Source organism: Sphingopyxis sp. TUF1 (genome assembly GCF_036687315.1).
In the GTDB taxonomy this organism is placed as follows: domain Bacteria; phylum Pseudomonadota; class Alphaproteobacteria; order Sphingomonadales; family Sphingomonadaceae; genus Sphingopyxis; species Sphingopyxis kveilinensis.
This window is the reverse complement of record NZ_CP144683.1, coordinates 1,674,031-1,697,257: the sequence shown is the minus strand read 5'-3', so window position 1 is coordinate 1,697,257 and position 23,227 is coordinate 1,674,031. Positions and strand designations below refer to the sequence as shown.

The 23,227-nt window shown below is 65.5% G+C and carries 15 protein-coding genes; 10 read left to right on the top strand and 5 right to left on the bottom strand.

Features of this window, described 5'->3' with window-relative positions:
* Window positions 1-106: 106 nt before the first annotated feature.
* Window positions 107-2,947, bottom strand: coding sequence for a TonB-dependent receptor (locus VSX77_RS08175; protein WP_338427145.1), 2,841 nt, complete (start codon window positions 2,945-2,947; stop codon window positions 107-109).
* Between the two features lie 260 nt (window positions 2,948-3,207).
* Between VSX77_RS08175 and VSX77_RS08170 the strand changes: the two genes are divergently transcribed.
* The 3 genes from VSX77_RS08170 to VSX77_RS08160 are packed head-to-tail and all read left to right on the top strand — an operon-like array spanning window position 3,208 to window position 5,956.
* Window positions 3,208-4,587 (top strand): pectate lyase family protein, encoded by a 1,380-nt coding sequence (locus VSX77_RS08170; RefSeq protein ID WP_338427144.1) that lies wholly within the window; start codon window positions 3,208-3,210, stop codon window positions 4,585-4,587.
* A complete protein-coding gene (locus VSX77_RS08165) occupies window positions 4,584-4,985 on the top strand; it encodes a cupin domain-containing protein (RefSeq protein WP_338427143.1) in 402 nt (133 codons plus the stop codon). Before VSX77_RS08170 ends, VSX77_RS08165 begins: the two co-directional genes overlap by 4 nt.
* Window positions 4,985-5,956, top strand: a complete 972-nt coding sequence (locus tag VSX77_RS08160; RefSeq protein WP_338427142.1) for an alpha/beta hydrolase — start codon at window positions 4,985-4,987, stop codon at window positions 5,954-5,956. The genes VSX77_RS08165 and VSX77_RS08160 overlap by 1 nt, the downstream gene beginning before the upstream one ends.
* A 103-nt stretch (window positions 5,957-6,059) precedes the next feature.
* On the opposite strand, the gene VSX77_RS08155 is transcribed toward VSX77_RS08160, so the two are convergent.
* The 4 genes from VSX77_RS08155 to VSX77_RS08140 form a co-directional block, all read right to left on the bottom strand.
* A complete protein-coding gene (locus VSX77_RS08155; protein WP_338427141.1) occupies window positions 6,060-7,499 on the bottom strand; it encodes a carboxylesterase/lipase family protein in 1,440 nt (479 codons plus the stop codon).
* A complete protein-coding gene (locus VSX77_RS08150; RefSeq protein WP_338427140.1) occupies window positions 7,486-8,499 on the bottom strand; it encodes a sugar kinase in 1,014 nt (337 codons plus the stop codon). Before VSX77_RS08150 ends, VSX77_RS08155 begins: the two co-directional genes overlap by 14 nt.
* A gap of 108 nt (window positions 8,500-8,607) precedes the next feature.
* Entirely contained in the window at window positions 8,608-9,363 is a 756-nt protein-coding gene (gene kduD / locus VSX77_RS08145) for a 2-dehydro-3-deoxy-D-gluconate 5-dehydrogenase KduD (protein ID WP_338427139.1), read from the bottom strand.
* A 1-nt stretch (window position 9,364) separates the two neighbouring features.
* A complete protein-coding gene (locus VSX77_RS08140) occupies window positions 9,365-10,018 on the bottom strand; it encodes an RpiB/LacA/LacB family sugar-phosphate isomerase (RefSeq protein ID WP_338427138.1) in 654 nt (217 codons plus the stop codon).
* 210 nt (window positions 10,019-10,228) lie between these two features.
* Here VSX77_RS08140 and VSX77_RS08135 point away from each other — a divergent pair, with 210 nt between their 5' ends.
* The 7 genes from VSX77_RS08135 (at window position 10,229) to VSX77_RS08105 (ending at window position 22,950) form a co-directional block, all read left to right on the top strand.
* Window positions 10,229-11,281: a LacI family DNA-binding transcriptional regulator gene (locus tag VSX77_RS08135; RefSeq protein WP_338427137.1), complete on the top strand. Its 1,053-nt coding sequence runs from the start codon at window positions 10,229-10,231 to the stop codon at window positions 11,279-11,281.
* 131 nt (window positions 11,282-11,412) lie between these two features.
* Complete coding sequence (locus tag VSX77_RS08130; protein WP_338427136.1) at window positions 11,413-12,588, top strand: efflux RND transporter periplasmic adaptor subunit; 1,176 nt, start codon at window positions 11,413-11,415, stop codon at window positions 12,586-12,588.
* 6 nt (window positions 12,589-12,594) lie between these two features.
* Window positions 12,595-15,795: an efflux RND transporter permease subunit gene (locus tag VSX77_RS08125; RefSeq protein ID WP_338427135.1), complete on the top strand. Its 3,201-nt coding sequence runs from the start codon at window positions 12,595-12,597 to the stop codon at window positions 15,793-15,795.
* On the top strand, window positions 15,792-17,195 hold the full coding sequence (locus VSX77_RS08120) for an efflux transporter outer membrane subunit (protein WP_338427134.1): 1,404 nt from the start codon (window positions 15,792-15,794) through the stop codon (window positions 17,193-17,195). Before VSX77_RS08125 ends, VSX77_RS08120 begins: the two co-directional genes overlap by 4 nt.
* 238 nt (window positions 17,196-17,433) lie before the next feature.
* Window positions 17,434-18,234, top strand: coding sequence for an ImuA family protein (locus VSX77_RS08115; RefSeq protein ID WP_338427133.1), 801 nt, complete (start codon window positions 17,434-17,436; stop codon window positions 18,232-18,234).
* On the top strand, window positions 18,125-19,675 hold the full coding sequence (locus tag VSX77_RS08110) for a Y-family DNA polymerase (protein ID WP_338427132.1): 1,551 nt from the start codon (window positions 18,125-18,127) through the stop codon (window positions 19,673-19,675). The genes VSX77_RS08115 and VSX77_RS08110 overlap by 110 nt, the downstream gene beginning before the upstream one ends.
* Window positions 19,672-22,950, top strand: a complete 3,279-nt coding sequence (locus VSX77_RS08105) for an error-prone DNA polymerase (protein ID WP_338427131.1) — start codon at window positions 19,672-19,674, stop codon at window positions 22,948-22,950. Before VSX77_RS08110 ends, VSX77_RS08105 begins: the two co-directional genes overlap by 4 nt.
* Window positions 22,951-23,227: the final 277 nt, after the last annotated feature.

The following is a 23,227-nucleotide window of genomic DNA, read 5'->3' as shown; positions in this document are numbered from 1 at the left end:
CAGTTTCAGCAACTCGCGGCGATCGGTCACCCGTCTCTCCTTCCAAAGAAAAAGGCCCGCCCTTGCGAACGCAGGCCGGGCCCTTTCCGGGATGAACCTTGACGCGTCAGATCTTGACGCGCGCACCGAAGAGGAAGGTGCGACCGAAATGATTGTTCTCGTAATTGCGGTCGGCGTCGATGTCGGTGAAACGATAGCGATACTCGTCGGTCAGGTTGATGCCCTCGACCGAGATTTCGATATTTTCGGTGATTGCGTAACGCATCGATGCATCGACGTTGATCGACGAACCATAGCCTTCGAACACATTGCCGGTGCCGCTGTTGGCGTCGGCATAGCGGCTGCGATAGCTGATCGAGGCCCGCGCGCTGAATTTGCCGTCGTCATAATAAAGCGTGCCGTTGTAGGCGCGCTTCGACAGGTTGAAGAGCGTGCCGTTACGGACCGCCGGGATATTGGGTCCGAAAGTGCAATTAGGTGGAACGCACGGATTGATCGTCGGCCCTGCAACCGAATAGTCGGCGTCGGAATCGACAAAGGTCGCGTTAACAAGGCCACCGAAATTCGACAGGAAACCCGGCAGGAAAGTGAACGGCGCCTGCAACGCGATTTCGATGCCCTTCAGGCTTGCGCCTTCACCGTTGCCGATTGAATTGATCGTCCACGACTGACGTTCGGGATCGACTGCGGCTGGGCTGCCGGGCGGGATGATCGATGTCGGCAGGCCGGTTGACGCAAAGGTGCCGCTGGTCGTCGTCGCAACCGGGAAGCTCGCGACGTCCTTTTTGAACAGTGCGACCGAGAAGATCGACTGCGGCGCGAAATACCATTCGAACGCAAGGTCGTAGGCGGTTGCGCGGAACGGATCGAGGAACGGGTTGCCGTAATTGATGCGATAGTTGAACCCGTCGACCGTGCCGCCCGGCGTCAGATTGCCAAGTGTCGGGCGCGTCATAACATCGGCGACCGCCGCACGGATGACGATGTCTTCGTGCGGGAACAGCGCAAGGTTCACTGACGGCAGCCAGTCTTCGTAGCTGCGCTCGACGGTCACTGCCGTGCCGCTGGAAAGACCGCTCGATGTCTGATCGGTGTGGACATAGCGCACGCCTGCATTGAGCGCGTAGCGCAATCCGCCAACTTCGCCCTTGGTATCGAATTGCAGATAGGCGCCTTTCACCTCTTCGCGCACCGAGCGGTTGTTACCGGCATCGAGGGCCGGGGTGCGGTCATACAGGCCAGTGAATTCGGTCGCTGCATCAAGGTTGGGGACAAGCCATTCGGTCGTCGTGCCCGACGGCTGTCCAGCATTCCCCAGCTTGAAAAGCTGCGACAGCGCGGGCGTGACCGCAAATCCATAGACAGCCGACGGACCAAATGCACTCGACGGCGAACAGGTTATCGTGCCGAGCACGCGATCGACACCGCCATTCCCGCATACGACCGTATCGCGGGTGAAAGCGATGCTGGCAAAGTCGAAACGGCGATAGACGCCCCCGGCCTTGACGGTAAAATCGTCGCTGATGTCCCATTCGGTGCGCAGCTGAACCGTGCGGAACTTGTTCTCGACCTCCGATGGGCGGTCGCGGATTTCGGCGAGCTGGAAATTCGCCGGGTCGGTGACGCTGGTCCCGAAACTAAGCAGCGGGTTGCCCATGTCGCTATAGTCGTAGCGATAATCCTGCGCGTCGCGATCGTCGAAGACAATCGTCGTTTCGAGCGGAATCGACGCAGTCGATTTCGACAGGCCGCCGAGCAGCGTGAACCGGAATGTGTCGCTGACGTCCTGATCCCAGCTGCCGCCGATCTGGTAGAATTCGGTTTCGGCCTTGCGGAGATAATGTTCCGTACGCACCCACGCATCGTCGAGCGTCGCCGACACGAGATTGTTGTTTTCGTCGATCTCATAGTCGCTGACGTTGATCGACCGCTCGTTGCTGCGCAGCAGCACTTCGCCCCATTGTTCGCGGCGCTCGTGCTTGAACTTCGAATAGAGCGCGTCGAGCGAAATCTTGGTCGCATCGGTCGGCGCGAACTGGATCGATCCCGTCAGGCCAAGACGCTTCCTGTCATGCGCGATTTCGCCATAGCGCGGAATGCGGGGATGGAACGCCAGCGCAACCTCGTCGCAGGCTGCGCTCGGAATATAGGTTCCACCCGAATTGGCGGTCGTGAAGCAGGGCGCGCCATCGACCGAGTCGAAACGCGCCTGCGCCCAGCGAACCGTGTTGTTGCCAAGCTCGAGCGTCTTCTGGTCGGAATAGGCGGCGGAAACCGACGCGCCGAAAGTGCCGGCGTCATTGACCCAGCTGACCAGCCCGGCGATGCGCGGGCCGACTTTTTCCGAAAGATCATTATAGCTCCCCTGGGCCGACAGAACGGCGGTGAAACCGCTTTTGCCGCCGAGGGGATTGCCGGTGTTGAGATCGACGACAGCTCCCAGCGAGCCTTCGTCAAGTTCGGCCGAGGCAGTCTTGTGGACGACGATCGAGGTGAACAGCTCCGACGCAAAGACGTTGAAGTCGAAGGCGCGGTCGCGGTTCGCCGCGGCGCCATCGGTCGAGGTCGCGACCGTTTCAAGCCCGTTGACGCGAACGCGCGTAAATTGCGAACCCAGACCACGCACGGTGATCGCGCGGCCTTCGCCGCCGTCGCGCTGGATCGTGATACCGGGAATGCGCTGCAACGATTCGGCGAGGTTTTGGTCAGGAAATTTGGCGATGTCCTCGGCAACGATCGCATCGACCGCCGCAATCGAATCGCGCTTCACGTCGAGTGCCTTGTCTAGCGAGGCGCGAAAGCCGGTGACGACAATCTCGTCTTCGCTCGCGACCGCTTCATCAGCGACATCCTGCGCCCAGGCCGGCGACGCCGCGAGCACGGCAAGCGAGGCTCCGCACGCCAGCCGGGTCAAAGTGCGAACACTCCGCATTGCTTGAATCGACATTTTCATCCTCCCTTAATCGCCCCGCATCCTCGCTCTCGCAATGAATGACACCGGTTACTTTATTCGACAAAATGACGCGGCGCGCCATCCTGTGCTTCGATTGTCGGAGAGTAAGGATGGTCCGCCCGTCGTTGCGGCGGCTCCGATCAGACCCTCTCCCTTGGACATATTTTCTCGTTGACCGATTGGGGTAACCGGTGTCAGAAAGATTGGAGGATAGGTGACGCCCTGTCAAGAGCCAAAGAACAAGGGAGAGAATTATGCGCCGGACTCCGTGGATCGCCGCGCTTTTGCTGGCCTTTGCGCTGCCCTCCGCGCCGCTTGCTGCGGCCGAAGCGGCGCCGCGCGCCTTCCCCGGCGCGGTCGGCCCAGCGGCCGAAACCCCCGGCGGGCGCGGCGGCAAAATCCTGCGGGTGACGACCTTGGCAGCCGACGGGCCGGGGTCGCTCAAGGCGGCGATCGACACGCCGGGGCCGCGCATCATCGTGTTCGAGGTTGGCGGCGTGATCGACATGGGGCGGCAGCCCATTGAGATCAAACACCCCTATCTGACCATCGCCGGGCAAACCGCGCCCGGGCCCGGCATCACGCTGATCCGCACGGGCATCGACGTCAAGACGCACGACGTCATCCTGCGCCACCTGCGCGTCTATACCGGCGGCGATGGCCAGCCGAAGCGCAGTGGGTGGGAAGCCGACGCCTTTTCGACCGTCGCCGCGCATAATGTCATCGTCGATCATTGCACCTTCCTGTGGGCGATCGACGAAAATATGTCGGCGTCGGGGCCCCGCTTTACCGGCAAGAGCGTCGAGGAATGGCGTCAGGGCACGAGCCGCAACATCACCTTCTCGAACAATCTGGCGGCCGAGGGGCTTGCCGATGCGAGCCACCCCAAGGGTGAACACAGTAAGGGATCGCTGATCCACGACAACGCCACCGGCATCGTTTTTTACCGCAACATTTGGGCGCATAATGTCGAGCGCGCCCCGCTGGTGAAGGGCGGAGCGCAGGTGCTGATGATCAACAACCTGATCTATAACCCCAAGCACCGCGCGGTGCATTACAACCTGATGAATCTCGAATGGACCGGACATGACTATGTGACGGGCCAGATCAGCGCGATCGGCAATGTGATGCGCGGCGGCAACGACACCGACGACGGCCTGCCCTTCCTGATGCTCGGCGGCGACGGCGACCTCGAATATTATGGCAAGGACAATCTGGCGGTCGATCGTCACGGCAAGGCGCTGCCCGAATTCGGCCGCTATGGCGAAACGCGCGCCGTGCTGATCCGCGCCAGGGCGCCGCTCGCGCCGGTCGATGGCTACCGCATCCTGCCGGTGCGCGATGTCGAAACGTCGGTGCTTGCGAGCGCGGGTGCGCGGCCGTGGGCACGCGATGCCGAGGAGATTCGCGTGCTCTTCTTCGTGGCCGAGGGGCGCGGCGAGATCATTGACGACGAAAAGGAAGTGAGCGCCTATCCCGCGGTCAAGCCGCCGGTGAGCGCACCCTTTGTCGAGGCCGACTGGGATCTGGCGACGATGGAGCCAAAATCGGGCCGCTATCCGGGGCAAACCGCGCCGATGCCGCAGGAACATCTGTCGGCGCGCGACCGCGCCTCGCGCGGAGAAGCGCAATGAGCGCGCTGCTCGCGATATTGCTCGCGGGCGCGGGCGCCGCCCCCGCGATGGTCGTGATCGACGAAGCCGCGACGGTGCGTGAGGAAGCGCCGCCGCATGGCGCAATCGGCCTGTCGACCGCATGGCGGATCAGCGACGCCGTGCCCGCACCGCGCAGCTTCGAATTTCGCAAGCGCGCGCTGCACGTCGGCGCCGCGATCGGCATCCACCCGATCGACCATGACGAAATCTACTATGTCGTGTCGGGGACTGGCGTCGTCCATTCGGACGGCACCGAGCGGGAACTCGGCACCGGCATGGCGGCGTGGCTCTACAAGGGCGCCAGGGTCGGCATTCGTCAGACGGGCACCGAGCCGCTGGTGCTGATCATCGCTTATCCCAACAAGGCGGCAGAGTGATGGCACTCAGCCGCCGCGCGCTGCTGAGCGCCGGCCTTGCGATGCCCTTCGCGAGCGCCGCCGCGCGCGCGGCATGGACGCGTCCCGCGGACGTGGCCCCCGACGCAAGCGTGCCGCTGTGGCCCGAAGGCCATGTCACACCGCCGCGCGGCCTCGCCGAACGGGTGGTCCAGCGCAGCGACGACCCGCACGCCAGCGACCGGATGCTAGAAGGCATCACGCGCCCGCGGCTCGACATCTTCCGCCCCGCGCGGCCCAATGGCGCCGCGGTCATCCTCGCCCCCGGCGGAGGCTATCGCTATGTCGTGATCGACAAGGAAGGTTATGAGCTGGCGCGCTGGCTGAAGGAACGCGGCGTCACCGTTTACGTCCTTTTCTATCGCCTGCCCGGCGACGGCTGGACGAACGGGTCCGACGTCCCGCTCGCCGATGCGCAGCGCGCGGTGCGGCTGGTGCGGAGCCGCGTGGCGGCCGACGGCATCGATCCGGGGCGCGTTGCTTTCGGCGGCTTTTCGGCGGGCGGACAGGTGGCGACGAGCCTGCTCACGCGCTTCGACGCGAAGGTCTACGCGCCCGTCGATGCCGCCGACGCGCTGCCCGCGCGGCCCGATGCGCTCGCCGCCATCTATCCGGTCGTGTCGATGGACCCTGCGATCGCCCATGCGGTGAGCCGCGAGAAGCTGATCGGCGCGAACCCCGATGCGGCGCGCGAGGCGCTCTACTCACCCGAAGGCAATGTCCGCGCCGACCAGCCGCCGCTGTGGCTGCTCCACGCCGAGGATGATGATGTCGTCAAGGTCGACAACAGCGTCCGCCTGCGCGACACGGCGCGCGCCATCAATGCGCCGTGCGAAGCGCATTTCTTCGAGCGCGGGGGCCATGGTTTTGGGCTGATGAAAACCGCGGGGCTGCCCGTCGCGATCTGGCCCGAATTGCTGTGGAACTGGCTCGGGTCGCACGGGATCGTATAAACATTCGTCATTGCGAGGAGCGTAGCGACGAAGCAATCTCCTGCCATCATCATCGATTGCTGCTAGCTGGAGATTGCTTCGCTCCGCTCGCAATGACGGATTCCTATGTCCCCGGCTGGACATAGGGCACGCGCGCGAACAGCTCGCGCTCCCACCCGCGCGGATCGCTTTCGACACGGCTGTCGCTGTCGAAGATCATCGTCTGCCGCGTGCCCAGATCATAGGCGGGCCAACCCGGATCGCCCGTGCGCGCGAAGCGGACGAAGGCATCCATCATCCGGTCGCTCATCGCCCGCTGCGCGGGACTTGCATCAGGCGTGGTGCCGAACGCGAACCCGATGTCGTCGGCGTGCTTCGCATCCTCGAAGTCCAGTTGGTAGACAAAGGCTGGCGCCCCGGCGCGCGCTCGCGCTTCGGCCTCCTCGACCTGCCCACGCCAGCTACGACCCGCGGTAACGATGCGGTGGAACAGCTCGAGCGGCGCAGCCTTGGGATAGCGCGCGCGAAACTGTGCCACCACCCATTCGGGATGCGCATCGACCTTGATTTCGGGCGCGATGCGCTCGGCCAGATTGTCGAAGCTCAGCCCCGCAAGCTGCTTGCCATCGGGCGCGTAGAACGCGCGCGTTTCCATCACTGTATTGCCGAGCATCATCGGAATATCGAGCGATTGCGGCGCGGCGTCGGGCCAGAAGGGGTGGCGCGGCAGATGCATCATGTCGAGCACCGGTCCCATGTAAACGCCGCCGCCCAGAATCGGATCGGTCGCCTCCAGAGCAGCGATCAATTGCCCGACGGGTGCGGTCGCGGGATCGACGCCCTTGCCGAGCGCGCCCAGGAAAGCCTCGGCGCGCTTCGTGGCGTTGAGTGGGCCCGAGGCGGTGACCTGCTGCCCGCTCATCGTGATCGCTTTGTGGAACAGGCCCTTCGCGGCGGGCATCGCCATCAAGGTCGCGATCTTCGCGCCGCCGCCCGACTGGCCGAAGATGGTGACATTGCCGGGATCGCCACCGAACGCCGCGACATTGAGCTGCACCCACTCAAGCGCGACGATCAGGTCGAGCTGCCCCGCATTGCCGCTGTCGGGAAAGCGCGGGTCGAGCCGCGCGAGATACAGATAACCGAGCGCGTTGAGGCGATGGTTGACCGTCACAACGACCACATCACCACGCGCCGCAAGCGCCGCGCCATCGTTGATCGGGTCGGTGACGCTGCCGGTCGAATAGGCGCCGCCGTGGAAATAGACCATCACGGGCCGCTTGGCATCGCTTGCCGTCGCGGGCGTCCAGACGTTGAGGAACAGACAGTCTTCGGACTGCGGCGTATAGCGATCGCCGCGCTGCGGGCAGGCGGGACCGAAGTCACCCAGCGCGGTGCGATTATCGGGCGATGGCGCCGGTGCCTCGAAGCGTTTGGCTGTCGCGTAGCGAATGCCTTTGAAGGTCCGGACGCCTCCCCCCGTTCGCGCAAAAAGCGGCGGCGCCAGCACGGCGGCGGTGCCTGCCGCGAGGAGCGCGCGGCGGGTGATGTCAGCGCCGGACATCGAGCCCACCGCCGTGGAAGGCGTCGATGTCCGCCTGGCCGAAGCGGCTTGCATCGCCGGGGAGCGAATGTTTGAGACAGGTGAGCGCGAGGCCGCTTAGCGCCATCGCTTCGGCGGTGCCCCCGTTCAGATGCGCGTGGAGCACCCCCGCGGCAAAGGCATCGCCCGCGCCGATGCGGTCGACGATGCCGGTGACGTCGATCTCGTCGGTCTGGTGGCAACTGCCGCGAAGATCGACGCGCGCCGCGATGCGGTGATGATCGGCGGTTACCGTATGGCGCGCGGTCGAAGCGATCAGGCTGAGGCCGGGGAAGGCGGCAAAGCCCGCTTCGGCCGCCTCGCGCCGCCGGTCCTCGCCCTCGCCGCTGAAGTCCTGTCCCAGCACCAGCGACAGGTCGCGGTGGTTGCCGAACAAGATGTCGGCGCTGCCGATCAGTTCGGACAGAACCGCGCGTGGGTCGCTGTCCCATGCTTCCCACAGCATCGCGCGGTAATTGCCGTCGAAGCTGACCGGCACGCCCAGCCGCTTCGCCGCGCGCGCCGCCGCGAGCGCCGTCTCGGCCGAGCGCGCCCCCAAGGCCGGCGTGATGCCCGACAGATGCAGGAGCGCCGCACCATTCAGGAGCGTGTCCCAGTCATAACCGTCCGCACTGCTCGCTACGAAACTCGATCCCGCGCGGTCATAGACGATCTCCGACGAGCGCAGCCCCGCCCCGACGCTGAGGAAATAAAGCCCCATGCGCCCCGGCGCGGTCGTGACGGCGGTGCAATCGACGCCTGCGCCGCGCACCGCCGCCACTGCGCCGCGACCCAGCGCATTGTTCGGAACGCGCGATACCATCGCGCAATCACGGCCGAGATGCGCGAGGCCGATCGCGACATTCGCTTCGGCCCCGCCGACGTGGAGCGCGAGCGCGGGCGATTGCATCAGCAGCTCGTTGCCCGGCGCGTTGAGCCGGATCAGCAGTTCGCCGAAAAAGACCAGCTTGCCTTGCGCCATCCCTACTCCGTTCGCCCCGAGCCTGTCGAAGGACTGTTCTTTTTTTTTAGCGCCAAAGGAGCAACGGTGCTGCGACAAACTCAGCACGAATGTCCTTTAAAAATATATTTACCGCGCCAGCCAGCCGCCGTCGACGGCAAGGATATGGCCCTGCACATAGTCCGATGCGCTCGACGCCAGGAACACCGCGGCACCGCCGATGTCGGCGGCATCGCCCCAGCGGCCCGCGGGGATGCGCTCCATGATCTGCCGGTTGCGCGTCTCGTCGGCTTGCAGCGCGGCGGTGTTGTTCGTCGCGATGTAGCCCGGCGCGATCGCGTTGACGTTGATCCCCTTTGCCGCCCATTCGTTCGCGAGCAGCTTGGTTAGCCCGCCGACGCCCGATTTCGACGCGGTGTAGCTCGGCACGCGAATGCCGCCCTGAAAGGTCAGCATCGAGGCGATGTTGATGATCTTGCCGCTGCCGCGCGCGATCATGTGCCGCCCAACGCTCTGGCAAAGGAAGAAGAGCGTCTTGAGATTGGTGTCCATCACCGCATCCCAGTCGTCCTCGGTAAAATCGACCGCGTCGGCCCGGCGGATGATCCCGGCATTGTTGACGAGGATGTCGACGCGTCCGAACGCGGCGAGCACGGCGTCGACCAGCGGCTGCACCGCCGCGACGCTCGACAGGTCGGCGGCGAAATTTTCGCCGCGGCGACCGAGCGCGCGGACCTTGCCGACGGTTTCGTCGGCGGGCGAGCGGCCGGCGGCGGCGATGTCGGCGCCCGCACCGGCGAGCGCGAGCGCGATCCCCTGCCCGATACCCGTGTTGGCACCGGTGACGAGCGCGACCTTGCCCGAAAGATCAAATAATTGCGTCATGTCAGGCGAGCGCCGGCTCCGCCGACAGGCTCTTCAGATAGGCGCTGATCGCCTCATCCTGCGAATTGGCGTAGAAATAGTCGGCGAATTTCTCGCCAGCGATCGCCGCGCGGAGCAGATCCTGATCGACAGTCTTGAGCACCGTCAGCATGTCGTGGCACGACGCAGCTTTCAGATCCTTCAATATGCCGCGGTTCGTCCGCATGATTTCGGCGCGCTCCTTGGGATAGCCCAGCCCGCGCTCGCCGTCGAACAGCTTGCGATAAACATCCTGCAGGTTGAGTTCGGCCGCCCACCCGAAACCCTTGGCATAGGGCATCGAAATCGCGTTGCCGTCGTTGATCTGGCCAAAGAGGAACGCATCGGTCGGATCGATCACCAGCCCGCAGAATACGCCCGGCATCGCGTTGCAGGCGAGCATCGAACCCATGCCCGTGCCGCAGCCCGTCACAACGAAATCGGCGGCCTTCGAATTGAGAAGGATGCCAGCGAGCAGTCCGTTCATGACATAGGTCAGCGACGCCTTATCGTCCGCCGAGTACATGCCATAGTTGAAAACCTGATGACCCAGCGGCTCGGCGACAGTGGTCAGCGCTTCATGGATGATGCCGTTTTTGGCAGCCTGGCTGTTCTCGGTGATCAGCGCGATCTTCATGATGTGTTCCTTTGTTCGATTTGTCACAAGCTAATCATTTTGGTAACCGGTGTCAATATCAACGCCCCCCGGACACCTGAACCGCGCACTGGACACCGGTATCAATAATCGCGCGATGCCCGTTGCGATGGTTGATTTTGACGCGCCGGGCGCCCATCACGACGCGGGAAAGGCGGGATAGAAACCAAATCCCGCGGAGGACAAGCGCTTATGGCGGCACAAACCAAGGGGCCGGGGGGCAAGCAGCCGACCATCAACGACGTCGCGGCGCTGGCGGGCGTATCGAAAAAAACGGTGAGCCGGGTCATCAACCGGTCCGAATTCCTGACCGAAAAGACGCGGACCGCGGTCGAAAAAGCGATCGAGCAGCTGGGATTCGTCCCCAATCCGCAGGCGCGCGCGCTTGCCTTTCGCCGCAATTTCCTGATTGCGCTGCTCCACGACAACCCCAACGCGCAGACGGTGCTCAATTTCCAGCGCGGCGTCCTCGACGCGATCAAGGACAGCGACCTTGCGCTGCTTGTGCGCCCGGTCGACCGTGGATCGGACAAATTGCTCGACGATGTCCGCACCTTTCTCGAAAAACAACGGCCGATCGGCGCGATGTTGTTGCCGCCGATTTCGGAGAATGACGATCTGGCGGCGCTCTGCGAGGATCTGGGCGTGCGCTATGTCCGCATCGGTTCGGCGCCGCTCGACGATGCCAGGCATTGCATCTCGTCGAACGATCGCGAAGTGGTGGCGGAAGCGGTGCGCGGGCTGATCGCGCTGGGACATCGCCGCATCGGTTTCGTGCGCGGCCCGGTGGGTTTCCGTTCGGCCGCCGAACGCGAAAAAGGCTTTCTCGAAGCGCTCGGCGAGGCGGGACTGGTCCTGCCCGCCGAGCTCAATGCGCCCGGCAACTACCGTTATACGGCGGGGATCGAGGCGGGCGAAGCGCTGCTCGCGCGCACCGATCCGCCGACGGCGATCTTCTGCTCGAACGACGAGATGGCGGCGGGGGTGATGAGCGTCGCGCATAGCAAGGGCATCAAAGTGCCCGCCGAGCTGTCGATCATCGGATTCGACGACAGCCCCACGGCAACGCATATCTGGCCCGCGCTCAGCACGGTGCGCTGGCCGATCCGCGAAATGGGCGTCCGCGCCGCACAGACGCTGGTTCCCGATTTTCTGGGTCCCGGCGCCAAGGCGGGCGACGAGGACAATGTCCTGCCCTCGACATTGGTCGAGCGCCAATCGGTCGCAGCGCCGCCCGGTCGCTAGCACCGTCGAACGCGCGGGAAAATTGTCGCAACTTGTCGCAAAACGGCTGCGGGGCTTGCCACGCGTAGCACAATGGGTTGAATAGGAGCCAAATCCTTCCCGCTCGCGGCGACCAGTAACGAGAAAATCCTATGTTGAACGACCGGCCGGTGCTCCGCCTCGGGCTTCTGTGCGCCATCGCCCTGTCGATGGGCGCCTGTGCGGCTGAGGAGGAGAATGGCGGCCGCGGCGCGCCCGAGGTCGGCTATGTCAGCGTCGCGGTCCAGGCCGTCCCGGTGACGACGTCGCTCGGCGGACGCACTGTCGCCTTTGAAACGAGCGAAGTACGGCCGCAGGTGAACGGCCTGATTCGGCGGCGGCTGTTCACCGAAGGCGGCTTCGTCCGCGCGGGCCAGCCGCTGTACGAGATCGACGCCAGCCTCTATCGCGCGGCCGCCCAGCAGGCCGAAGCCAATCTGGCGAGCGCACGCGCCAGCGCCGAGGCTGCCGAGGAGCGTGCGCGACGCCTCCAACCGCTCGCCAAGATGCAGGCGGTCGCCGAGCAGGATTATACCGACGCGCTCGCGGCCGCGCGCATGGCACGCGCTGCGGTCGCGCAAAATCGCGCCGCGCTGGAAACGGCGCGGATCAACCTGCGCTATGCGACGATCACCGCGCCGATCAGCGGGCGGATCGGGCGCAGCCTCGCGACGCCCGGCGCGCTTGTCAGCGCCAGCCAGGCCGAACCACTCGCAACGATTCAGCGTATCGATCCCATCTATGTCGATATGCAGCAGTCGAGCGCCGAGCTGACAACGCTGCGGCAGGCGCTGCAAAGCGGCGGAGTGGCGCCGGGGAACACCGCAGTGCGGCTAAGGCTCGAGGATGGCAGCAGCTATGGTCCCACCGGCATCGTCCAGTTTTCAGAAGTGACGGTGAACGAGGCGACGGGCACGGTGACGCTGCGCGCACGTTTTCCCAATCCGGGCGGCGTGCTATTGCCCGGCATGTTCGTGACCGCGCTGTTCGACCAAGCGGTCAATCCGTCGGCGATCCTGCTGCCGCAGGCTGCGGTGCAGCGCGATTTTGACGGGTCGGCGTTCGTCTATCTCGTTGGCAAGGACAATAAGGCCATGCGGCGCCGAATCGTCGCCGACCGCACGATCGGCGCGAACTGGGTCGTCACCGACGGACTGAAACCCGGCGAACGTGTGATCACGCAGGGACTGGGCAATGTCCGGCAAGGCGCCGCGATCCGCCCGGTGCCCGCAAGCAGTGCGCAGCGTATCGGAGTGCCCAAGGGCGCCGACGCCCCGGCGGCCAGGTAGCGCGGCATGTCGCGTCTTTTTATCGAGCGGCCAATCTTCGCCTGGGTGCTGGCGATCATCGTCATGCTCGGCGGGGTCGGCGCGCTTTTTTCGCTGCCCATTGAACAATATCCCGACATCGCGCCGACGCAGGTCAATATCCGCGCTTCCTATCCCGGTGCGTCGGCCGAAACGATCGAAAACAGCGTTACCCAGGTGCTCGAACAGCAGCTGACGGGCATCGACGGTCTTCTTTATTTCAGCTCGCAGTCGAGCTCGCGCGGACAGGCAAGCATCACCGCGATCTTTGAAAAAGGCACCGACCCGGACATCGCGCAGGTACAGGTCCAGAACAAGATCCAGTCGGCGGTCTCGCGCCTGCCGCAACAGGTGCAGGCGCAGGGCGTGCGCGTTACCAAGTCCAATTCGGACTCGCTGCTGCTCGTCGGCGTCTATGACACGACCGACACGCGGTCGAACCAGGACGTCTCCGACTATCTGTCATCGAACATCCAGGATCCGCTGTCGCGCGTCGAAGGCGTCGGCGACGTCAATGTCTTCGGTTCGCCGCACGCGATGCGAATCTGGCTGAATCCGCAGCGGCTTGCGGCGACGTCTCTGATGCCCAGCGATGTCGTCGCCGCAATCACCGCGCAGAACAGCGAAGTCGCCGCGGGCGAGGTCGGCGGCCTGCCCGCGCCCGAGCGCCAGATGCTCAACGCGACGGTCACCGCCCAGTCGCGCATGCAGACCCCCGAAGAGTTCGAAAATATCGTGCTCAAGGCGTTGCCCGACGGCGCGACCGTGCGGATCAAGGATATCGCGCGGGTCGAGGTCGGCGCGGAAAATTACAGCACGATCGTGCGCATCAACGGGCACCCTGGATCGGGCATGTCGATCTCGCTGTCGCCGGGCGCCGACGCACTCGAAACCGCCGAGCGGGTGAAGGCGCGGATGGCGGAACTTGCCGACAATTTCCCTGACGGGCTCACCTACAGCTACGCCAATGACGCGACCGCCTTTATCAAGCTGTCGGTAAGCGAAGTGCAGAAATCGCTGTTCGAGGCAATACTGCTCGTCATCCTCGTCATGTTCGTCTTCCTGCAAAGCTGGCGCGCGGTACTGATCCCAGCGATTGCAGTACCCGTCGTGCTGCTCGGCACCTTCGGCATTTTTTACCTGCTGGGGTTCAGCATCAACACGCTGACGCTGTTCGGACTGACGCTCGCGATCGGTCTGCTTGTCGATGATGCGATCGTCGTCGTCGAAAATGTCGAGCGGTTGATGGAAGAAAATCCCGGCATGACAGCGCGCGAAGCAACGATTCAGTCGATGAAGGAGCTGCAGGTCGCGCTGATCGCGATCGCCCTCGTGCTTTCGGCGGTGTTTCTGCCGATGGCCTTTTTCGGCGGATCGACGGGCGTGATCTATCGCCAGTTTTCGGTCACCATCGTGTCCGCAATGGCGCTGTCGGTGCTCGTTGCGCTGATCCTGAGTCCCGCGCTGACCTCGACATTGCTCAAGCCCAAGAGCAATGGTCACTCCGATATAAATGGTGGACGCTTTCCGCGCGCCCGCGCGCTGCTCGAACGCGCGAAACATGGCTTCAACACACGCTTCGACCGCGCGGTCGATCGCTATGTCGGCAGCGTCACTACGGTCGTCGATCGCAAGTGGCTGTTCCTCGGCATCTATGCCGTGCTGCTCGTCGCGCTCGCCTTCCTGTTCCTCCGCCTGCCGAGCGGCTTCCTGCCGGGCGAGGACCAGGGCCGCGTGCAGGTCCAGTTCCGCCTGCCCGCGGGCGCAACGCAGGCGCGGACTCTCGAGGTTCGCGACACGATCGAAAACTATCTGCTGACCGAGGAAAAGGCCAATGTCGGCGCGCTGTTCCTCGTCGCCGGCGGCGGCGGCGGCGGCGGCGCGGTAGGGCAGAATACCGGGCAGGGTTTTGTGAACCTCGTCCACTGGGACGAGCGTCCCGGCGCGGAGCGCAGCGCCGACGCGATCGCCGCGCGCGCCCGTGCGGCGCTGTCGGGCATCCGCGACGCGCAGGTATTTGCGCTCGTTCCGGGCGCGGTGCGCGGGCTCGGCGATTCGTCGGGCTTCACGATGCAGTTCCAGAACCGCAGCGGGATGAGCCGCGACGAATTTGTCGCCGCGCGCGACAGGCTGCTCGCGATGGCGAATGCCAACCCAAAGCTGACTTCGGTGCGTTTGTCCGACCTGCCGGATGTGGCAACGCTCAAGATCGATGTCGATACGCAGCGCCTCACCGCCTATGGCATCGACAATGGCGACGTGAACAACACGCTCGCGACCGCGTGGGGCGGCCGCTACGTCAATGATTTTATCGACAAGGGCCGCGTCAAGCGCGTCTATGTCCAGGGCGACGCCCCCTATCGCGCGAGTCCCGACGATCTCGGCCAATGGTATGTCCGCTCGACCGACGGCGAAATGTCGCCCTTTTCGGCCTTTGCAACGCTCGGCTGGTCGACGACGCCAAGCAGCAGCTCGCGCTTTCAGGGCGTGCCCGCGTTCGAAATTTCCGGCCAGCCCGCTGCGGGGACCAGCTCAGGCGAAGCGATGGACGAGATGGAGCGCATGGCGGGCGAGATTTCCGGAACCAGCGTCGCGTGGTCGGGCTCCTCCTATGAAGAGCGGCTTTCGTCGGGGCAGGCGCCGTTGCTCTATACGCTGTCGCTGCTCGTCGTCTTTCTCTGCCTTGCCGCGCTCTACGAAAGCTGGTCGATCCCCTTTGCCGTGCTGCTCGTCATCCCGCTGGGGCTGATCGGCGCTGTCGTTGCGGTGAACCTGCGCGGGCTGGAAAATGACGTCTACCTCCAGATCGGGTTGCTCACGACGATGGGGCTGGCGGCGAAAAACGCGATTTTGATGATCGAATTTGGCGAACAGGCCGAAAAGCGCGGCAAGCGCGTGATCGAGGCAGCGATCGAGGCGGCGCGCATCCGCCTGCGCCCAATCCTGATGACCAGCTTTGCCTTCATCTTCGGCGTGCTGCCGCTGGCGATCGCGACGGGCGCGGGCGCGAACAGTCGCGTTGCCATCGGTACGTCGGTGATCGGCGGGATGCTTGCCGCCGCCTTCCTCGCCATCTTCTTCATCCCGCTCTTTTTCGTCCTCGTCCGCCGCGGGGTGCGCGACGGGCTCGCCGCGCTGCGGGCGCGCTTCGGCAAGGGCAAGGGCGGCGCTGCCGAGGTGCCGGCATGATCCGCCTCCGCGCGCTGCTGGCCTGCGGCCCCCTGCTGCTCGGCGCTTGCTCGCTCGCGCCCAAGACGGTGATGCCCGCGCCGCCCGTGCCGCAAAGCTGGCCGGTCGGCGACGCCTATCTGCTGCAAAGCGAGGCGGCACTGCCGATCCTCTCCTACCGGCAGGTCTTTACCGATCCGCGGCTCCAGAAGCTGATCGACCAGGCGCTTGCCGGCAACCGCGACCTGCGCGTCGCCTATGCCAATGTCGCCGCAGCGCGCGCGCAGGTGCGCGTTACGCGGTCGGCGCAATTCCCCGAGATCGGCGTCAACGCGGGGGCCGGCTATTCGGACAGCAATGGCAGCAGCGGCGCCGCCGATTTTTCGCTGCGCGGCGGCGTCACCGCCTTCGAACTCGACCTCTTCGGCCGCCTTGCCAATGCGACCGAGGCCGAGCGCAACCGCGCACTGGCGACCGAGGCGGCGTCGCGCACCGTGCGGATCGCGCTGATCGCCGAGCTGGCGAATGCCTGGGCGGCCTATGGCGCCGACCGCGACCTGTTGAAAATTGCCGAGGACACCGCCGCCAATGCGCGCGACAGCGTGCGGTTGACGCAGGCGCGCCTCGATGGCGGCGTCGCGCCGCGCACCGACCTGCGGCAGGCCGAACAGATTCTGGCGACCGCCGACGATGCGATCGCGCAGCAACGGACCGCGCTGGCGCAGGATGAAAACCTCATCCGCCTGCTCGTCGGCGGCGACGTCGATGCCGCGCTGCTCCCCGCGAGCCTCGCCGAGGTTGCGCCCGCGATCGCGCCGCTGCCCGCCGGGGTCAGCTCGGACATATTGCTGCGCCGCCCCGACGTGATCGAGGCCGAATATGACCTGCGCGCTGCCAACGCCGACATGGGCGTCGCGCGCGCGCGGCTGTTCCCGTCGGTCTCGCTTACCGGGCTGCTCGGCTTTGCCAGCGACGCGCTGTCCGGCCTGTTCGACAGCGGATCGTTCGGCTGGTCGGCGGGGGGCGATGCCAGTGCGACGATTTTCGACGCCGGCGGCCGCCGCGCCGGGGTCGCGGTCAGCGAAGCGCAACGCGACGCTGCGCTCGGCGCCTATGAAGGCGCGATCCAGACCGCCTTTCGCGAAACCGCCGACGCGCTCGCGGTGCAGGGCACGATCGCCGAAAGGGTGCGGGCCGCGGCGGCCAACAGCGAAGCCGCCGCCGACACCGCGACGCTCACCGAAGCGCGCTATCGGGGCGGCATCGACAGCTTCCTCGCCAGCCTCGATGCCCAGCGCAGCCTCTATGCCGCACGGCGGAGCGAGATCGTGACGCAGCTGCTGCTCGTGCAAACCCGGATTGCGCTGTTCGGCGCATTGGGCGGCGACAGCAGCGCGGGGGCGACGGCGCTAACGCCCTAACGTCATTGCGAGGAGCGCAGCGACGGAGCAATCTCCAGTCATCGTCGAGTGCTGCGCAAGCTGGAGATTGCTTCGCTACGCTCGCAATGACGCCTGCCGATGCGAGCGCGATAAGCGTCGATCATGCCCCGGTGCCGAGCCTGTCGAGGGGAGTCCGGCATGACAAAAAGGGTATCTTCCGACTCGTCTTGACAATCGACCCCACTCGCGCGCTAATAGAACATATCAGGAACAAATGATGCGCGAGTCGTCCCACCCTCTCGCCGGGCTGCGCCAACGCATTGCCCGGATTGCCGCCGATGGCGGTGTTGCAAGCCGCCCGGCCGCGGGCTGGCTGGCGAGCGGCCATGCGTCCTTCGACGCCGCGATCGGCGGCGGCCTCGCGGCCGGACGCACCCATGAATTTTTCGCTGCCGATGCGCTCGACGCGACCAGCGCCGCCGCCTTTGCCGCGCTGATCGCGCTCCGCACCCCCGGCAAGACACCACTGATCTGGCTGCGCACCGTCGACTCGGGCAAACGCGCGGGGCATATCTATGCCCCCGGCATCGCCGAACTCGGCGGCGACCCCGACCGGCTGCTGCTGGTCGAGGCGACCGACCCCAAAATGCTGCTCGCCTGCGCCAATGACGCGGTCCGTTGCGCGGGATCGGCGGCGGTGATCGTCGAAAGCTGGGGCAAGTTTCCCTTGCTCGATCTGACCGCGGGGCGCCGCCTGGCGCTCGGCGCGCGCGATGCGGGCACCACCTTGCTGATGCTCCGCCTGAATGCCGCGCCCGCGCCGAGCGTCGCCGAAACGCGCTGGAGCGTCGCCGCCGCCGCATCGCAGGCACTGGAAGCGGACGCGCCGGGCGCCCCCACTTTCGACCTTGAACTGCTGCGCTGGCGCGGCGGCGCCGCGGGCGCGCGCTGGCGACTGGACTGGAACCATGACGAACAAAGCTTTGGGCAAGGCGCCGGGGACGCGGCGCTATCTGGCGCTCTTCTTTCCCTTCCTGCCCGCCGAACGCTGGCTGCGCACGGCACCGAAGCCGCCTGACGCGCCGCTGGTCTTTGCCGCGAAGCAGCGCGGCGCAATGCGCCTTGCGAGCGTCGATGCCGCCGCGCTCGCGGCCGGGCTGCGCCCCGCCATGCCGCTCGCTGATGCGCGCGCGCAGGTAGTTGATCTTGTCGTCATTCCGCACGATCCGGCGGCCGATCAGGACTGGCTCGACCGGTTAGCGCAGGGATGCGCACGCTATACCCCGCTCGTCGCAATCGACGCGCCCGACGGTCTGATCCTTGACATCGCGGGCGCTGAGCATCTTTTCGGCGGCGAGGCCGGACTGGTCGCCGATGTCGAAAACCGCTTCGCGCGCCTTGGCATGACGCTCCGTCCCGCGCTTGGTCCGACCGCCGACGCCGCGCGGGCGCTCGCGCGCTATCAGGCGCGCCCTGCCCCCGACGAAGTCAGCGCGATCCGCCGCCTGCCCGTCGCCGCGCTCGAACTCGATGCCGAGGCAACAACCGCGCTCGTGCGCTCGGGCCTCAAGACGATCGGCGACCTGGCAAGCCGCCCGATGGCGAACCTTGCCGCGCGGTTTGGCACTGACGCCGCGATGGCGCTGCGCCGAATAGTGGGCGACGCGCCGAGCCCGCTCGACCCGCGCACCCGCCCGCCGCCGGTCACCGCCGAACGCCGCTTTGCCGAGCCGCTGGGCAGCACTGCGCACGCCGTCAAAATCCTGACCGAACTGGTCGGCGAAGCGATCGAAACGCTAGCCGAGCGCGGCGAGGGCGGGCGCCATTTCCGCGCGACCTTTTTTCGCAGCGACGGCCTTGCGCGCAGCATTGCGATCGAAACCGGCCATCCGACGCGCGACACCGGGCTGGTCACGCGCCTGTTCGCCGAGCGGATGGACAGTCTGGCCGATCCGCTCGACCCCGGTTTCGGTTTCGACATGATCCGCCTCGCCGTACCGCGGCTCGAAGCGCTCGGCGCGAGCCAGCTCAAGCTCGAAGGGGGTGCGGTCAAGGACGCGGCGATCGACGAACTCGCCGACCGGCTGGCGACGCGGCTGGGGCGTGGGCGGGTCCGGAAATTCCGTCCCGCCGACACGCATATCCCCGAACAGGCGCAGTTCGAACTGCCCGCGATCGATGCGCCCACACCGCTGCCATGGCAGGCCCCCGAACCCGGCGAACCGCCGACGCGCCCCTTTCACCTGTTCGACCCGCCGCAGCCGATCGAGGTGATCGCCGAAGTGCCCGACGGCCCGCCGCAGCGTTTCCGCTGGCGCCGCGTCTTTCACGCTGTGCGCCGCTACGAAGGCCCCGAACGCATCGCCGCCGAATGGTGGCGCCGCCGCGATAATGGCGGGCTGACGCGCGATTATTACCGCGTCGAGGATGTGCAGGGTCGCCGGTTCTGGCTGTTCCGCCACGGGCTTTACGACGAAAAGCCCGATCCGCGCTGGTATATCCACGGGGTGTTCGCATGAGCGATACGCCCGCAACCGGCCCCGAAACGGGTTTTGCCGAACTGGTCGCCGCGACCAACTACAGCTTCCTGCGCGGCGCCTCGCACCCCGCTGAGATGGTCGCGGAGGCGATCAATCTTGGCATGGCGGGCATCGGCATCGCCGACCGCAACAGCGTCGCGGGGGTGGTGCGGGCATGGGCCTTCCTGAAAGAGCAACAGGTCCAAAATCCCGCGATGGTGGCGGGCTTCCGGCTGGTCGTCGGCGCAAGGCTCGTCTTTGCCGACGGCACGCCCGACATCGTCGCTTATCCGGTCAGCCGCCATGGCTGGGGACGGCTCACCCGCCTGCTCTCGGTCGGCAATCTGCGGGCAACGAAGGGCGACTGCATCCTCGATCTGGGCGACCTGCTCGCGCATTGCGACGATCTATTGCTGATCGCGATGGGGGGCGACGCGACGCTGCTTCGCACGCTCAGGGCCGCGCGGCCCAAATCGGTGTGGCTGGCGGCAAATATGCCGCGCGCGGGCGCCGACGCGCGGCGACTGGCCCGGCTCCAGCGCCTGTCGACGGCGACCGGCGTGCCATTGCTTGCAACCAGCGACGCGCTCTATGCGACCGCCGCACGGCGCCCGCTGCATGACATCATCACCTGTGTTCGCGAAGGAACGACGGTGCAGAAAGCAGGCAAGTTGCTGCGCGCCAATGCCGAGCGCCATCTGAAGGCGCCGGCCGAAATGCACCGACTTTTCATACACCATCCGAAAGCGGTTGCCGCCAGCGCCAGCCTGCTCGCCCGCATCGGGTTCAGGCTCGACGATCTGCGTTACGAATATCCACACGAACCCGTGCCGCCGGGGTGGAAGCCCTTCAACTATCTGCACCATCTGGTGAAGCGTGCGGCGGAGAAACGCTATGGCGTTCCGTTGAAACCAAAAATCCGCAAGATGATCGGCAACGAGCTCCGGCTGATCCGGCGACGGAACTATGTCTATTATTTCCTGACCGTTTACGATCTCGTCCGCTTTGCGCGCGCGCAGAAACCGCCGATCCTGTGTCAGGGGCGCGGTTCGGCCGCCAATTCGATCGTCTGTTTTTTGCTGGGCGTCACCTCGGTCGATCCGGATGAGCATAAGCTGCTCTTCTCGCGCTTTGTCTCGGCCGAGCGCGACGAGCCGCCCGACATCGACGTCGATTTCGAACATGAACGGCGCGAGGAGGTCATTCAATATATCTATGACCGCTACAGCCGCGACCGGGCCGCGATCGCCGCAACAGTCATCCACTACCGCCCGCGCAGCACCATCCGCGAGGTCGGCAAGGCGCTCGGTTTCAGCGAGGATGTCACCGCGCGGCTCGCCGACACAAGCTGGGGAAGCTGGGGCGACGAGGTTCCGGTCGAACGCCTGATCGAGGCAGGGCTCAACCCGCAGAATGGCGAGATCGAACGACTGCATCGCTTCGTCGGGGAATTATTGAAGGCCCCGCGGCATTTGTCGCAGCATGTTGGCGGCTTTGTCCTGACGCAGGGGCGGCTCGACGAGCTGGTCCCGATCCACAATGCCGCGATGGAGGACCGCACCTTCATCGAATGGGACAAGGACGACATCGACGCGCTCGGGCTGATGAAGGTCGATGTGCTCGCGCTCGGAATGCTGACCTGCATTCGCAAATGCTACGACCTGATGCGCGAACATGGACTGGGCGATCACACGCTGGAACTCGACATCGATTCCAAAGATCCGGCGGTTTACGACATGCTTTGCAGGGGCGACAGCATCGGCGTCTTTCAGGTTGAAAGCCGCGCGCAGATCAACATGCTGCCGCGCCTGCGTCCCCGAAAGCTCTATGACCTGGTCGTTCAGGTTGCGATCGTCCGGCCCGGCCCGATTGAGGGCGACATGGTGCACCCCTATCTGCGGCGACGAAACGAGGAAGAGTCGGTCGAATATCCTTCGCCCGCGCCACCCCATGATCCGAACGAGCTCCGCGAAGTTCTGGGCCATACCTTTGGCGTCCCACTCTTTCAGGAGCAGGCGATGAACTTGGCGATTACCGCTGCCGGCTTCACTCCCGAGGAAGCCAATGGCCTGCGACGTGCCATGGCGACCTTTCGTAACGTCGGCACGATCGACAATTTCCGCGAGAAGATGGTCGGCGGCATGGTCGCGCGCGGATATAAGCAGGATTTCGCCGAACGCTGCTTCAAGCAGATCGAGGGTTTCGGCAGTTACGGCTTTCCCGAAAGCCATGCGCAATCCTTTGCGCGGCTCGTCTACGTCTCCTCATGGATCAAGCATTACCATCCCGCGGTCTTTACCTGTGGCCTGCTCAATTCGCAGCCGATGGGCTTTTATGCCCCGGCGCAGCTCGTCCGCGATGCGCAGGAGCATGGGGTCGAGGTGCGCGCGGTCGATGTGAACGCGAGCCATTGGGACAGCGGCCTGGAACGGCGCGTGGACGGCAGCCTCGCGCTGCGGCTGGGTTTCCGGCAGGTCGATGGCTTTCGCGAAGCATGGGCCGATCAGATCGTCGCCGCGCGCACCATGCCCTTCGCCTCGATCGAGGAACTCGCGCGCCGCGCGAACCTGCCGTCGCGGGCGCTGCGCCTGCTTGCCGATGCCGATGCATGCGGGACGATGGGGCTGGGTCGTCGCCCGGCACTGTGGGACGCGCGCTGCGTGCGGCAGGGGGTGCTGCCGCTGTTCGGCGCGGCCGGGGCGAACGAGCTGGGGCATGAGGAGGATGCCGCGCTGCCGCCGATGCCGATGGTCGAGCATGTGCTGACCGATTATCAGACGACGCGCCTCTCGCTGAAAGGCCATCCGATGGCGTTCCTGCGCCGCGATCTCGAACGCGAAGGCGTGCTGAGCGCGGCCGAAGTGGCAGCGGCAAAGAATGGCGCGATCGTCCGCACCGCGGGCGTCGTGCTAATCCGCCAGCGCCCCGGCAAGGGCAATGCGATCTTCATCACACTCGAGGATGAGAGCGGGATCGTCAATGTCCTGCTGTGGGCGCGCCATTTCGAACGCTATCGCCGCGCCGTCATGGCGTCACGGCTGATGCTCGCCGAGGGCGAGGTGCAGCGAAGTAAGGAAGGCGTCATCCACCTGATGGCGACGCGCGTCGCCGACCGCACGGCGATGCTCGATGCGCTGGGGACGGAGCGGCGGTTCGATCCCGATCTCGCGCGCGGCGATGAAGTGAAGTATCCGCAATATCCGCGCGGACATGCACAGCGCCACGGCCACCCGCGCGATGTTCGTATCCTGCCCCGATCGCGGGATTTTCATTGAGGCGGGAGAAGGTCGGCGCAGGTGTTGGAGGTTGCGGGGGCGACGGTTTTGGGATGGGGAGCGGGCCGCCCCTCTTTCCGTTTGTGTCGAGCGAAGTCGAGACACCCATCGACGCTACGCCTAGGCCGATGGGCATCTCGACTTCGCTCGATGCGAACGGACTGGGGGAGGCGGCAACGGCTAGTTTCGGTCGCAACGGAAGCCGGCACCTACCACTTGCACATAAAAAGATGCCCCGGCTGTGGGGGCCGGGGCATCCGATCAGGCTATTTAAGGG